This window comes from Vibrio sp. HI00D65 (genome assembly GCF_001635455.1).
Classification (GTDB): Bacteria; Pseudomonadota; Gammaproteobacteria; order Enterobacterales; family Vibrionaceae; genus Vibrio.
Window position 1 is genome coordinate 40,350 of the sequence record NZ_LWEH01000552.1, and the last position, 12,884, is coordinate 53,233.

14 protein-coding genes are annotated in these 12,884 nt (G+C 44.5%); 6 read left to right on the forward strand and 8 right to left on the reverse strand.

Annotation, left to right across the window (positions count from 1 at the left end):
* Nucleotides 1–173: 173 nt before the first annotated feature.
* The gene (locus tag A3712_RS23565; RefSeq protein ID WP_063525223.1) at nucleotides 174–1,481 is read right to left on the reverse strand and encodes an anaerobic C4-dicarboxylate transporter; all 1,308 of its coding nucleotides are present in this window, start codon (nucleotides 1,479–1,481) and stop codon (nucleotides 174–176) included.
* Between the two features lie 179 nt (nucleotides 1,482–1,660).
* Nucleotides 1,661–3,112: an aspartate ammonia-lyase gene (gene aspA, locus A3712_RS23570; protein WP_063525224.1), complete on the reverse strand. Its 1,452-nt coding sequence runs from the start codon at nucleotides 3,110–3,112 to the stop codon at nucleotides 1,661–1,663.
* A 284-nt stretch (nucleotides 3,113–3,396) separates the two neighbouring features.
* Here aspA and A3712_RS23575 point away from each other — a divergent pair, with 284 nt between their 5' ends.
* Entirely contained in the window at nucleotides 3,397–3,921 is a 525-nt protein-coding gene (locus tag A3712_RS23575; RefSeq protein ID WP_063525225.1) for an FxsA family protein, read from the forward strand.
* 134 nt (nucleotides 3,922–4,055) lie between these two features.
* Here A3712_RS23575 and trmL read toward each other — a convergent pair whose 3' ends face one another.
* The 4 genes from trmL to A3712_RS23595 all read right to left on the reverse strand — a co-directional run bounded on the left by trmL (nucleotide 4,056) and on the right by A3712_RS23595 (nucleotide 7,375).
* Nucleotides 4,056–4,535, reverse strand: coding sequence for a tRNA (uridine(34)/cytosine(34)/5-carboxymethylaminomethyluridine(34)-2'-O)-methyltransferase TrmL (gene trmL, locus A3712_RS23580; protein WP_063525226.1), 480 nt, complete (start codon nucleotides 4,533–4,535; stop codon nucleotides 4,056–4,058).
* Between the two features lie 77 nt (nucleotides 4,536–4,612).
* Entirely contained in the window at nucleotides 4,613–5,230 is a 618-nt protein-coding gene (locus A3712_RS23585) for a superoxide dismutase (protein WP_063525227.1), read from the reverse strand.
* Nucleotides 5,231–5,306: 76 nt separating this feature from the next.
* The gene (gene cpxA, locus A3712_RS23590; protein WP_063525228.1) at nucleotides 5,307–6,686 is read right to left on the reverse strand and encodes an envelope stress sensor histidine kinase CpxA; all 1,380 of its coding nucleotides are present in this window, start codon (nucleotides 6,684–6,686) and stop codon (nucleotides 5,307–5,309) included.
* Nucleotides 6,686–7,375 (reverse strand): response regulator, encoded by a 690-nt coding sequence (locus A3712_RS23595; protein WP_063525229.1) that lies wholly within the window; start codon nucleotides 7,373–7,375, stop codon nucleotides 6,686–6,688. The genes cpxA and A3712_RS23595 overlap by 1 nt, the downstream gene beginning before the upstream one ends.
* 180 nt (nucleotides 7,376–7,555) lie before the next feature.
* On the opposite strand from A3712_RS23595, the gene A3712_RS23600 reads away from it, so the two are divergent.
* The 3 genes from A3712_RS23600 (at nucleotide 7,556) to pfkA (ending at nucleotide 10,415) form a co-directional block, all read left to right on the forward strand.
* Nucleotides 7,556–8,065: a CpxP family protein gene (locus A3712_RS23600; protein ID WP_063525230.1), complete on the forward strand. Its 510-nt coding sequence runs from the start codon at nucleotides 7,556–7,558 to the stop codon at nucleotides 8,063–8,065.
* 162 nt (nucleotides 8,066–8,227) lie between these two features.
* Nucleotides 8,228–9,136 (forward strand): CDF family cation-efflux transporter FieF, encoded by a 909-nt coding sequence (gene fieF / locus A3712_RS23605; RefSeq protein ID WP_063525231.1) that lies wholly within the window; start codon nucleotides 8,228–8,230, stop codon nucleotides 9,134–9,136.
* Nucleotides 9,137–9,452: 316 nt separating this feature from the next.
* Nucleotides 9,453–10,415 (forward strand): 6-phosphofructokinase, encoded by a 963-nt coding sequence (pfkA, locus tag A3712_RS23610; protein WP_063525232.1) that lies wholly within the window; start codon nucleotides 9,453–9,455, stop codon nucleotides 10,413–10,415.
* A 148-nt stretch (nucleotides 10,416–10,563) separates the two neighbouring features.
* Here pfkA and tpiA read toward each other — a convergent pair whose 3' ends face one another.
* On the reverse strand, nucleotides 10,564–11,334 hold the full coding sequence (tpiA, locus tag A3712_RS23615; protein ID WP_063525233.1) for a triose-phosphate isomerase: 771 nt from the start codon (nucleotides 11,332–11,334) through the stop codon (nucleotides 10,564–10,566).
* A 235-nt stretch (nucleotides 11,335–11,569) separates the two neighbouring features.
* Between tpiA and A3712_RS23620 the strand changes: the two genes are divergently transcribed.
* On the forward strand, nucleotides 11,570–11,917 hold the full coding sequence (locus A3712_RS23620) for a 5-carboxymethyl-2-hydroxymuconate Delta-isomerase (RefSeq protein WP_063525234.1): 348 nt from the start codon (nucleotides 11,570–11,572) through the stop codon (nucleotides 11,915–11,917).
* Nucleotides 11,918–11,981: 64 nt separating this feature from the next.
* Nucleotides 11,982–12,404 (forward strand): DUF805 domain-containing protein, encoded by a 423-nt coding sequence (locus tag A3712_RS23625; RefSeq protein ID WP_063525235.1) that lies wholly within the window; start codon nucleotides 11,982–11,984, stop codon nucleotides 12,402–12,404.
* 65 nt (nucleotides 12,405–12,469) lie between these two features.
* Here A3712_RS23625 and A3712_RS23630 read toward each other — a convergent pair whose 3' ends face one another.
* Nucleotides 12,470–12,817 carry a DUF3135 domain-containing protein gene (locus A3712_RS23630; protein WP_063525236.1) on the reverse strand — a complete coding sequence of 116 codons (348 nt, stop codon included), beginning with the start codon at nucleotides 12,815–12,817 and terminating at the stop codon, nucleotides 12,470–12,472.
* Nucleotides 12,818–12,884: the final 67 nt, after the last annotated feature.

The window sequence follows — 12,884 nt, forward strand, 5'->3', positions numbered from 1 at the left end:
TGATAGGTATCAATAGGGAATGGATTGGATAGTCTTGGAATTTTATTCAAAATTTATTTTTAAGTGAGTTTTAAAGTTTGTTATGGTTATTTGACGGGCATCAAAAATCACATTAAGCCATAAACAAAAAAGGAAGCCGAAGCTTCCTTTTAGAGTTATATCATCAGTGGTTTTTAGATAAATAGGCCACCGAATGCGAAGCCTAGTGCTACCGCAGTACTGATTGTTACCACACCAGGAATGAAGAACGGGTGGTTGAATACTAGGTTACCGATACGCGTTGAGCCTGTGTCATCCATCTCAACGGCAGCCAGTAGCGTAGGGTAAGTTGGAAGCACGAACAGCGCACTTACCGCAGCGAAAGAAGCAACGGCTGTTAGTGGTGCTACTCCAATTGCTAGTGCTGCAGGCATTAATGCAACCGTTGTTGCGCCTTGAGAATAAAGCAGCATAGAAGCGAAGAACAGAACAAGAGCCAGCATCCATGGGTAATCTGCCAGTAGCGCACCAGCAACGTCTTTGATTTCAGCAACGTGTGCGTTTACAAACGTAGAACCTAACCAAGCAACACCAAGTACACATACACACGCCGTCATACCAGAGCGGAATGTCGGTGCTGAAGAAATTTTCGTTGCATCGATCTTAGTGAACATTACGATTGCCGCTGCTGCTGCCAACATTACCGACATGATCGCTTCGTTACGACCTAGTGCAGGGTTTTCGATTAGGCCAACAGAGCTTGAGATAGCCGCTGCGTAACAAACCACGAAGCCAATCGCCGCTAGGAAGATGTATGTCGCTTTCTTCGCTGTAGGAAGGATCTCTCGCTTCTCATCTGACGCTAGTTTAATGAGACCTTTCTCTAAACGCTCTTGGTAAACAGGATCGTCTTTTAGTTCGCTACCCATGTAGTTAGCAACGACTGCACCAACCATACAAGCAATGAAGGTTGTTGGGATACAAACCATCAGCAGTGTTAGGTAATCAACACCGAATGGTGCAAGCATGGCTGAGAAAGCTACAACCGCTGCTGAGATTGGAGAAGCTGTGATCGCAATTTGAGACGCAACAACAGCAATAGACAGTGGGCGAGAAGGACGTACACCTTGGCCTTTCGCTACCTCGGCAATTACTGGCAGAGTTGAGAATGCTGTGTGTCCAGTACCCGCCATTAGCGTCATTAAAAAGGTCACAATCGGCGCATAAAAGGTGATGCGTTCTGGGTGCTTACGTAAAAAGTTCTCTGCAATTTGCACCAACCAGTCCATACCGCCAGCAACCTGCATTGCAGCAATTGCGGTGATAACCGACATGATGATCAAGATTACATCAATTGGGATAAAAGATTGGCTTGTTGGTACGCCAAGAATAAGTGAAAGAGCAATAACACCTGCACCACCGGCAAAGCCGATACCGATACCGCCAATTCTGGCCCCTAAGAAGATAAAGAGCAGGACGATAAATAGTTCTACTGCAATCATAATTAACACCTCATGTAGATTTTATTATGTGACCACTCGTCGAGAGAATGTTCAGATAATAGTTCTATGGTTTAGATTCAATTAAGCAAAAGCGCAACATACAGAAACCACAAAATAAACAGGGTTAACCGTATTGGAGCCTAAAAAAGGGCTCCGTTTGGAGCCCTTTCTAGCTAGCGTTATTCGTAGCGTTTCGCTTTATACTGAGGATGCATCAAATTTTCAACAGAGAAAATGTCATCAAGTTCTTCTTCGGTTAATAAACCGCGCTCTAGAACCACATCACGAACACTCTTACCTGTTTCTGCACAGATCTTACCAACAATGTCACCTTCGTGGTGGCCAATGTATGGGTTTAGGTAAGTTACGATACCGATAGAATTAAAAACGTGCGCTTCACAGATTTCTTTGTTTACCGTAATGCCGTCTACACACTTGTCGCGTAGGTTCACACAAGCATTAGTTAGGATGTCTAGAGACTCAAACATGCTTTGTGCAATAACAGGTTCCATAACGTTCAGTTGAAGTTGACCACCTTCAGCTGCGAAAGAAACCGTGTTGTCGTTACCTAGAACTTTGAAGCAAACTTGGTTTACTACTTCAGGTACTACTGGGTTTACTTTAGCTGGCATGATTGAAGAGCCTGCTTGAAGTTCAGGTAGGTTCAGCTCGTTCAAGCCTGCGCGAGGACCAGAAGACAGTAGGCGTAGGTCGTTACAAATCTTAGACAGTTTAACTGCTAGACGCTTAAGTGCACCGTGCGTCATTACGTACGCGCCACAGTCTGAGGTTGCTTCGATTAGGTCTTCTGCTGGAACACAGTTTAGGCCAGTTACTTCAGCTAGGTGTTTAACAGCAAGGCCTTGGTAACCTGGTGCTGCGTTTAGACCAGTACCGATTGCCGTTGCGCCTAGGTTAACTTCAAGCAGTAGCTTAGATGTGTATTCTAGGTTTTTGATTTCTTCATTGATGGTTACTCCCCAAGCGTGGAACTCTTGGCCAACCGTCATCGGAACTGCATCTTGAAGTTGAGTACGACCCATTTTCAAAACGGTGTTGAATTCTTTGCTCTTTAGCTCGAATGCACCTTTAAGGTATTTAATTGCATCGATCAGTTTTAGTACGCTATTGTAAACAGAGATACGGAAGCCAGTTGGGTAAGCACAGTTAGTTGATTGGCTGCGGTTTACGTGGTCGTTCGGGTTGATGAACTCGTACTGGCCCTTTTCTTTGCCCATAAGCTCAAGTGCAACGTTTGCTACAACTTCGTTCGCGTTCATGTTTACAGAAGTACCAGCGCCACCTTGGAAAACATCTGATGGGAACTGATCCATGCACTTGCCAGTGTCTAGAATTAGGTCACAAGCTTGGATGATGTATTTAGCCACTTCGCTAGGAATTACACCTAACTCTTTGTTTGCTAAAGCCGCTGCTTTTTTTGTCATCACCATACCGCGAACGAACTCAGGTACATCTGAGATTGTTACATTTGAGATGTTGAAGTTTTCAACTGCGCGTAGGGTGTGGATGCCGTAGTAAGCATCAGCCGGAACATGACGCTGACCTAAAAGATCTTCTTCGAGACGAGTAGCTTGAGGAGCATCAACTTGTGCTTCTGATAGGGTAGCCATAACAGGATCCTTAGAGAATAATTCTGATTATTTAATTAGTTATTAGCCTATTCTGTATGCAAATACTCCGTTCGCTAGAATATTGGGCTGATAAATCCGTCCTGACTTATGTCGCACATGATACTGTACCTAGCGCATAAAAATAGTAAGTTGATCACCTTTTTCGCTTTTGTTTAGTCAATATTTTGCAAAGTTAATGTGGGTCAATAAACACGCTTATTTACAGGATAAATTTGAGATTGGTAGACCTTTCAGCGTAAACTGAAAGCAACAAAGGAGGGCGTGTGTTTCCTATCTTATTATTACTATTTATCTTCGTACCCATCATTGAGATTGGGCTATTTATTCAAGTTGGTGGCTTCTTAGGATTGTGGCCAACTATTGCATTGGTTTTGATCACGGCATTTGTCGGTGCATCGTTGGTTCGTAGCCAAGGTATTCAAACACTGATGTCTGTTCAAGGTCGACTACAGCAAGGCGAGATGCCGGCACAACAGATCCTTGAAGGCGTGATGCTGGCGGTGGCTGGCGTACTGCTGCTGACTCCAGGCTTTATGACTGACGCTCTTGGTATGCTGGTATTGTTGCCAGCACCAAGAGCCATGATCGCTAAGAAAATGATGGAAAAAATGGTGGTTAAAAACATGTCTGGCGGTTTCCACGCTGGTGGGCAGGCTGGCTTTGGTCAGAGTCCATTTGGAGACGCTCCATTCAACCGCGACCCATTTGACCAATCAAAAGGCGGTAACACCTTTGAAGGTGAGTTTGAGAAGAAAGACGACGACAACGATCGTAACCGCTTAAACTAACCCTGCTGCTTAGATATAAAGACAACAACTGAAAAGGCTCTTACCTTTATCCTTCGCAAGAAAGAGATAATGGTAAGAGCCTTTTTTATTGCCTATTAGCGATTACAGATAACAGGTGTTTCAGTATTCGGCTATTATACCGCGCCTTCGAAGCCCATTTGTCGCCATGCTTCAAATGCGATGATTGCTACAGCATTAGATAAGTTTAGGCTGCGTGCGTCGGGCATCATTGGAATACGAATACGTTGTTCCATCGGCATGCTTTCGATGAACTCTGCAGGTAGGCCGCGTGTCTCAGGGCCAAACATCAACACATCGCCTTGTTGGAACTTGGCATCGACGTGGTGACCTGTGGTCTTGGTGGTACACGCAAAAATACGGTAGTCACCTTCACGTTCGTTCTCTAGATACTGAATAAAAGCTTCTAGGTTCTTGTGACGCTTCACACGCGCTAGGTCGTGATAATCCAAACCAGCACGACGCACTTTCTTCTCTTCAAAATCAAAGCCAAGTGGCTCAATCAGGTGCAGGTTTGCGCCGCAGTTAGCACATAGGCGGATGATGTTACCCGTATTGGGTGCAATTTCTGGTTCGTATAGAGCGATATCAAACATGTGGGTTCACAAGAGTAATCAAAGATAGCCAGAGTATACGGTGGCAAGCTGTGTGAGTACAGTTTGCCACCATCAACTTAGGCTTGCTTGTTGAGTGCCTGCGCGTAGTTTTCTGATACTGCACTCCAGTTGACCACGTTCCACCAAGCGTTGATGTAGTCAGGTCGGCGGTTTTGATAGCTGATGTAGTAGGCATGCTCCCACACATCTAACGCAAGTATCGGTTCACCGTTGCTTGCCACCGTATCCATCCAAGGATTGTCTTGGTTTGAGGTTGAGATAATCTTCAGTTGTCCTTCTTCTACTACTAACCAAGCGAAGCCAGAGCCGAAGGTATTGATTGCCGCTTGAGCGAACTGATCTTGGAATGCTGAAAAATCTCCAAATGTGCTTTTAATCGCCTCACCAAGCTCGCCAGTTGGTTCGCCACCGCCGTCTTGCGACATACAGTTCCAATACAAGATATGGTTGTAGTAGCCGCCACCATTGTTTCGCACAGCGGGGCTGTGTTGAGAAATATTAGCGAAAATTTCAGTGAGAGATTGCTGTTCAAGCTCGCTACCAGACACCGCAGCAACAAACTTGTCATAGTATGTTCTATGATGCTTGCTATAGTGCACTTCCATCGTTTTTGCATCGATGTAGGGTTCTAGAGCATCGTAGGCGTAGGGCAGTTCAGGGAAAATGTGAGACATGGTAAATCCTCCTTAATTAGAGGATTTACCATAATGATAATAACAATCATTATCAACTGTGATCTTTGTGGGGGTATTATAGTGGCAGGATAGGCAGAGTAATTTCGATCTGTAATCCACCGAGTTTACTGCGGCTCGCGGTAATTGTTCCGCTATGTTGACGAATCGCACTTTCGGTAATGGTTAGCCCAAGCCCTGTGCCGCCAGAATTACGGTCACGAGCGGTAGAAACACGGTAGAAAGGTCTGAAGATAGAATCTAGCTCATCATCAGGCACGCCATCACCGTTGTCATTGACGCAAATGGTCAGCTGATCTTGCACTACATGGAATTGCACATCGACTTGGTCTTTACCGTAGTAAATGGCGTTGCGCGTAATGTTGTCTAAGGCACTCATCAGTAGCTTAGGATTACCTGAAATTGAACGCTCAGGGATTTCTGAGAATGTCAGCTCTTTACCCATCTGTTCTGCTTCAAACTGCGCGTCTTTTAAGATCTCTTCCCACAAACTCGATATCGGCTGAACTTCACGAGTTATGTGACTATCAACTTGCATGCGCGAGAGAGTCAGTAGTTCACTGATCATCTGCTCCAAGCGTTGCGCTTCTGTATCAATACGCTCGAGTTCTGGGCTATCACCCTGTTTACGAATTGCCAGTGCGTTGGCCATACGAAGCCGTGTTAAAGGCGAACGTAGCTCGTGTGAGATATCAGAAAGCAGGCGCTGTTGCCCTGAGATCATCTGGTTTACGGCCTCAACCATTTGGTTAAAGCTTTCGCCTGTTTTTCTGAACTCTGCAGTCCCTACTTCTAGTTGAGGGTCAACTTCAAACCGACCATTTTTAACACGCTGTGCTGCTCGTTCTAATTTTCTTGCTGGTTGGCTTAATGCCCAAGCTAACCACAGTAATAATGGGGTACTCACTAGCATCATCGCGAGTAGTAATTGTGATGGGTGGTCGAAAAAACGCATAAAGATAGGTGGTGGTTTATTCCATTTTACACCAACAAACATCAAAAGTTTTGAATGAGCTATCTTTATTGGTACAGGGCCTGCAATCATATAGTGAGAGTATAGTTTTCGCTTGGCTTGAGATAGATCTTCAATGCTAGTAATAAAGTGAAGTACGCGAAGTTTTAAACCTTTTTGGTTGGGAATGCTTACGATATTTCTCTCAAGATCTGATAGTACGAGAAAGCGAGGCGGGTAATGCTGTTGATGTTGCTCTTTTTGAATATTTGCTAGAGCCCAATCTAGATTATCAGCTGTACTGTATTTTTCTTCAATGTTGTCACGAGCTTTGAGAATGCGCTGATATTGCTCCTGTGGAATGTCACCAACTACTCTTGGATCAAGATGAGGTAGGGAAAGTACGGCAATTAAAACCAGTAACATCGTGAACCAAAAGATGGCAAAGATACGTCCATATAAGCTAGTGATTTTAGGGATGCGCATTAATCTTCCTCTACCAATAGGTAGCCACGACCACGCAAGGTCTTGATGCGTGATTTGCTATCGCTGCGTTCTGGAATCTTTTTACGTAGGTTAGATATGTGCATGTCTATCGCACGGTCAAATGCTGCAAGCCTTTTGCCAAGTACATCTAAGCTTAACGCTTCCTTGGTGATCACTTGCCCCGGATTTTGAATAAGGTGGCTTAGTAGAGCGAACTCGGTAGTGGTCAGGTCGATGATCTCGCCATTGCAGTACGCTTCTTGTTTGCCAGGGAATACTTCAATGTCTTGATATTGGATTCTATCGCTGGCGGCTTTTGGAGTGCTCGTGGTTTGCGTGCGGCGCAAGATGGCGCGAATACGTGCGAGTAATTCTCGGTCGCTAAAAGGCTTTGGTAAGTAGTCATCCGCGCCAAGTTCCAGACCGATCACACGGTCGATCTCTTCCCCTTTCGCCGTCAGCATTAGCACAGGCGTTTCCCAATGTTCTCTTAGCTTTTTGAGTGTTTCCATACCGTTAAGACGCGGCATCATTACATCCAAAAGAATCAAATCAATCTCATCATTGATCGCTTCGAGCCCTGCGTAGCCATCATTGGCTTCAGAAACAGTGAAGCCCTCAAAGCTAAGAATGTCTTTAAGTAAGCTCGTTAGCTCGGTGTCGTCATCAATAAGAAGAATGTTCGCCATGGGAAAGCCTTAATCGGTAGTTTATAGGTTAATAATACTGCTAATTATTCGTCAGCTTTCACTCTTTACGATTCTTTACGCTTTCTAAACGTCACTTTACGAGGGAAAGACTAATCTATGTTCAAGCGCTGAGATACAGACGCAATACATGACTTATTATACCGAATTGAGGCAACAATTATGAAAATGACGAAGAAACGTGTACTGGCAGCTGCGGCACTTCCACTTATGTTAGGTACAGCAAGTGCGTACGCATTTGGCGGCGGTGATAAGGGCGACCACAAAGGCATGCACGGCAAATGTGGTGGCTTCGACAAGAAAGTGATGCGCCAACTAGACTTAACTGACGCACAAAAAGAACAGTTAAAAGAGATGCGTGAAGCGAACCGTGCTGAGATGAAAGCAAAACACGCGGGCAACAAGTCAGACAAAATGGCGCAAATGAAAGCGCATCACGAGAAAGTCCAAGCGTTGGTACTAGCTGACAACTTCGATGAAGCAGCGGCAAATGATCTAGCAAGCCAAATGGTTGAGAAGCAAACTGAGCGTCGTGTAGCAATGCTTAAGAAGCAACACGAAATGATGAGTGTGCTAACGCCTGAGCAAAAAACTCAACTGAAAGAAATCCAGCAAGAGCGTATGGCGAAATGTGCTGAAAAGATGGAAAAGCACATGAACCGAGACCAATAATTCAAAGCTTGATAAAGCAAGCCTGAATGAAAGTGTTTAAAAGAAGCGGCCGAGAGCCGCTTTTTTGATCCCTAAAAATGAATGTCTTACATCCTAGCTGTCATATTCAATTGATTGTTTGCAGGTTATACTTTGTGCTATCAGTCACTTTATAGCCAAGTTATGAAACAAGAATACGCACGTTTAGTTACGCTGGCCGCTTGGGCTGCTACCACCATTGCCACTATTTTGTTGATCGTAAAAGTCGCGGCGTGGTGGGTGACAGGTTCGGTGAGCCTATTGGCTTCCGTGGTCGATTCCATGTTAGATATTGCCGCTTCGGTCGTTAACTTATTGGTGGTCCGATATTCTCTTCAGCCTGCCGACAAAGAACATACCTTTGGTCACGGTAAGGCGGAATCACTCGCTGCATTGGCACAGGCGATGTTTATCTCGGGATCGGCCTGTTTCCTCATTCTTAATGGTGTCGAGCGCTTCTTTAGACCTCATGATCTCAACTCTCCAGAAATCGGTATTTACGTCAGCTTGTTTGCGATAGTGATGACGTTTGGCCTGGTTCGATTCCAAAAACACGTGGTCAAGAAAACAGGCAGCCAGGCTATTGCTGCGGATTCACTGCATTATCAATCTGACCTGTATATGAACGCTGCAATCATGCTGGCCCTTGGGTTGAGCTGGTTTGGCATTGGTCAGGCGGACTCAGTATTTGCGGTAGGCATTGGTATTTATATTCTTTATAGCGCTTACCAAATGGCGGTGGAGGCGATTCAATCTCTGCTTGATCACAAGTTGCCTGATAAAGAGTTAAAACAGATAAAAGAGACATCCTTGAGTGTGGAAGGGGTATTAGGTGTGCATCAGCTAAGAACTCGTCGTTCTGGTCCGATTCGTTTTATTCAATTGCACTTAGAGTTGGAAGATGAGATGCCACTTATTGAAGCGCATCGCATTTCTGATGAAGTAGAGGCCAAGCTTATTTCAGTGTTCCCTGATGCTGATGTACTCATTCACCAAGATCCGTATTCGGTGGTGTTTGGACCAGAGAAACAACAAAAATTTCATTCGTGGTAATGAGCACGAAAACTAGGTAGGAAATGGTAAGTGGATGGCTTTTGAACTAGAGTGACTAGAAACTGCGAACGCTTTGGTGATTCAAAAAACACCTTAGTAACAATTAATGTTGATTCTGATGTGAATCAACAAAGTTACTGAGTAAAACTGTAATACTCTTACAGAAGTAGAAATGTTACATAATTTTTCGCGATTTAAGTGCTATTCCTGTTGAGGAAATGTAACATAACGCACAAATATAGATTTAAAATCTTGTTGATATACAATCAGCAAGAACAAGAATTGAATAATAGATTCCCAAAAATCGAGGGTGAGCATGATTAAGAAGATCGGTGTTTTGACCAGTGGTGGTGACGCTCCGGGCATGAACGCAGCAGTTCGTGGCGTAGTTCGTACCGCGTTATCACTTGGCATTGAAGTTTACGGTATTTACGATGGCTACCAAGGCCTTGTTGAAAACCGTATCGTAAAGCTTGACCGTTCAAGCGTGTCTGATGTGATCAACCGTGGTGGTACTTTCTTAGGCTCTGCACGTTTCCCTGAGTTCAAAGACGTTGCCGTTCGTGAGAAAGGTATCGAGAACCTAAAAGAACACGGTATCGAAGCACTTGTTGTTATCGGTGGTGACGGTTCTTACATGGGTGCTAAGAAGCTGACTGAAATGGGTTACCCATGTATCGGCCTTCCAGGCACAATCGATAACGACATCGCTGGTACTGACTACACAATCGGTTACCTAACAGCGCTTAACACTGTTATTGATTCTATCGACCGTCTACGTGACACGTCTTCTTCTCATCAACGTATTTCTATTGTTGAAATCATGGGCCGTCACTGTGGTGACCTTACGCTTATGTCAGCAATCGCAGGTGGTTGTGAGTACATCATCACTCCTGAGACTGGTTTAGATAAAGAGCAGCTAATTGGCAACATCCAAGATGGCATTGCTAAAGGTAAGAAACACGCAATCATCGCTCTAACTGAGCTAATGATGGATGCGAACGAGCTGGCTAAAGAGATCGAAGCAGCAACGGGTCGTGAAACTCGCGCAACGGTTCTTGGTCACATCCAACGTGGTGGTCGTCCTACTGCGTTTGACCGTGTACTTGCTTCTCGCATGGGTAACTACGCTGTTCACCTTCTTCAAGAAGGCCACGGTGGTCGTTGTGTTGGTATCGAGAAAGAAGAGCTTGTTCACCACGACATCATCGACTGTATCGAGAACATGCAGAACCCAGACCGTTCGGAGCTGTTCCGCGTAGCAGAAGAGTTGTTCTAAGCCACGCCGAGCGTAAGCTTATAGAATTTAAAAACCGCTGATTAACAGCGGTTTTTTTGTGTTTGCTTGCTTGAGTTCATAAGTAGTAAGCAATAAAAAAGGTCAACTTAAGTTGACCTTTCATTCAATTTAAACAGTGATGTTTAAATTAAGCTTTTGCTTTAGCAGCAGCTTTAGCGATAGCTGCGAAACCAGCGGCGTTAAGAGCTGCACCGCCAACTAGAGCACCGTCGATGTCTGGTTGTGCGAAGTAAGCTTCAGCGTTTTCAGGCTTAACAGAACCACCGTATTGGATGATTACTTGCTCAGCTACTGCTGCGTCTTTTTCAGCGATCATTGCACGGATAGAAGCGTGGATGCGCTGTGCATCTTCAGCTGTTGCTGCCTTACCAGTTCCGATAGCCCAGATTGGTTCGTAAGCGATGATTGCACCGTTTAGAGCTTCAACACCGTAAGTGTCGATAACTGCGTTGATTTGACGTGCACATACTGCTTCAGTTTCGCCTGCTTCGTTTTGTTCGTCAGATTCACCGATACAGAAAACTGGCTTCAGGCCGTTCTCCTGTAGGAATTTGAATTTCTTAGCGATGAACTCGTCTGATTCGTTGTGGTATTCGCGACGCTCAGAGTGACCGATGATGATGTGAGTCGCACCGAAGTCTTTCAGCATTTCTGGAGACATGTCGCCAGTGAAAGCACCGCTGTTGTTTAGGTCAGTGTTTTGAGCACCTAGGATGATTTTGTTACCGCCTTCAGCGATTAGACGCTCAGCTAGATCGATGTAAAGTGCTGGTGGAGCTACTGCTACGTCTACACCTTCAACGCCTTCAAGTTCAGCGTTAAGACCAGTTAGCAGCTCAGTTACCATTGCTTTGCTACCGTTAAGTTTCCAGTTACCCATCACTACAGGACGACGCATAGGAATATCTCCGTATTTAATCAATTAATGTAAAAAATCTTCGTAAGAATATAACAGATAAAACGCGTTAGATCATGACTGTGGTCATGTCTTTATGGGATCTTATCGATTGGTCAGAGTAGATACTGACCTTATATCAGTGATCCGACAGACAGAATAATAGCTAACTTCTCGGTTTTTTCATCGTTAGTTGGTATTAAGGGACAAACGTTTGCGTTAACAATAGGAAGTAATAATGCCGAATCTAGTTCTAGAGTACTCAAATTCAGTGGACGAGCGAGTGAATATCCAAGGTTTACTAGAAGATCTTCATCAAGTTACATTAAACTGTGGCTTGTTTGATGTTCCGTCTGTGAAATCACGTTCTCTACGTTGTCATAACTGGCTAGTCGGTGATGAAGAAGACAATGTGGACTTTATTCATATCAGCTTTGAGTTACTTTCCGGGCGTACCGAAGAACAGAAACGGGAATTGTCGCGCTCGTTAATGCAAATCTTACAAGAACAGGCGAGCCATGTTCGAAGCTTAACGGTTAACATTCGCGATATGGACAAAAGTTGTTTTCAGAAAGTGATTAACTGATTCGTGTAATAAAGTATTTGCTACTAACTTTTTGGTAGCGTATAAATTTTTTGGGTATTTTTAGATGTCGATGAAAGCTTTACTACTCTCTTTCAAAGGGAGAATTGGTCGTAAGACTTACTGGATGTGGAACATTTTCTACTATGTTGCGATTACCGGTTTTGCCTCCGGTATCTCGGTACTGTTTCCTGCCTACTCTTATATCCTACTGCCTATCTTCTTGTTGCTCCTGGTGATTCCAGACTTAGCGGTAACGGCCAAGCGCTGGCATGATCGTAACAAGTCTAACTACTGGCTACTATTGAATGTTCCGTTGGTACTAGGGCGCTTGGTTTCACCTGCTGCTGTAACAACAGCGGATTCGGTATCACCAATGCACATGGTGGCAACGGTAGCAGCATTAGTGTGTGGCTTATGGATTTTGATTGAATGTGGTTTATTGAAAGGTAGTGAAGGCCGCAACGATTACGGCGAAGATCCAGTATAAGAGTTTTCAGCCTTTAACATAAAGGGAGCATTAGGCTCCCTTTTTACTTTCTTGATCTGTCTGAACTAGTACATTTTGGGGTCAGTGTTAGGTCTGAATGGAACCACATTTTCAGGCTGAGGTTCTTCTAAAGTACAGCGCCCTTGGAGCGCGTCTTGGAACTTGCAAACCTGGCAGCGTAGCTCTTGCATGAGCACGACATTGACATGGTGAGGGTTTTTACAACGGCTGACGACTAAATCGAGATGGCTTTGCTGAGCGCGAAGTCTGCCTTGCATATTTTCAGAAGCGGAGCAGATCATCTGCTCACACATCTCGTGTTTGAATTGGTTGAATGCTTTAGGATCGTTTTGAGCAAGTTGAACCAGTTCATCAAAAGGGGGCAGTTTCTGCTCTGGTTGTGGATGTGCCATCATTCCTTCCTTAGCACTAAGCATGTTTCATATACTTAAAGCTTAAGAAAGATTTTTGTATGAATTT

Bases quoted from the DNA above. Each gene is read 5' to 3' on its own strand.
- A3712_RS23585 (WP_063525227.1), bottom strand. From the start codon at position 5,230: ATGTCTCACATTTTCCCTGAACTGCCCTACGCCTACGATGCTCTAGAA.
- pfkA (WP_063525232.1), top strand. From the start codon at position 9,453: ATGATTAAGAAGATCGGTGTTTTGACCAGTGGTGGTGACGCTCCGGGC.
- A3712_RS23625 (WP_063525235.1), top strand. From the start codon at position 11,982: ATGTCGATGAAAGCTTTACTACTCTCTTTCAAAGGGAGAATTGGTCGT.
- A3712_RS23620 (WP_063525234.1), top strand. From the start codon at position 11,570: ATGCCGAATCTAGTTCTAGAGTACTCAAATTCAGTGGACGAGCGAGTG.
- fieF (WP_063525231.1), top strand. From the start codon at position 8,228: ATGAAACAAGAATACGCACGTTTAGTTACGCTGGCCGCTTGGGCTGCT.
- cpxA (WP_063525228.1), bottom strand. From the start codon at position 6,686: ATGCGCATCCCTAAAATCACTAGCTTATATGGACGTATCTTTGCCATC.
- A3712_RS23565 (WP_063525223.1), bottom strand. From the start codon at position 1,481: ATGATTGCAGTAGAACTATTTATCGTCCTGCTCTTTATCTTCTTAGGG.
- trmL (WP_063525226.1), bottom strand. From the start codon at position 4,535: ATGTTTGATATCGCTCTATACGAACCAGAAATTGCACCCAATACGGGT.
- aspA (WP_063525224.1), bottom strand. From the start codon at position 3,112: ATGGCTACCCTATCAGAAGCACAAGTTGATGCTCCTCAAGCTACTCGT.
- tpiA (WP_063525233.1), bottom strand. From the start codon at position 11,334: ATGCGTCGTCCTGTAGTGATGGGTAACTGGAAACTTAACGGTAGCAAA.
- A3712_RS23630 (WP_063525236.1), bottom strand. From the start codon at position 12,817: ATGGCACATCCACAACCAGAGCAGAAACTGCCCCCTTTTGATGAACTG.
- A3712_RS23600 (WP_063525230.1), top strand. From the start codon at position 7,556: ATGAAAATGACGAAGAAACGTGTACTGGCAGCTGCGGCACTTCCACTT.
- A3712_RS23595 (WP_063525229.1), bottom strand. From the start codon at position 7,375: ATGGCGAACATTCTTCTTATTGATGACGACACCGAGCTAACGAGCTTA.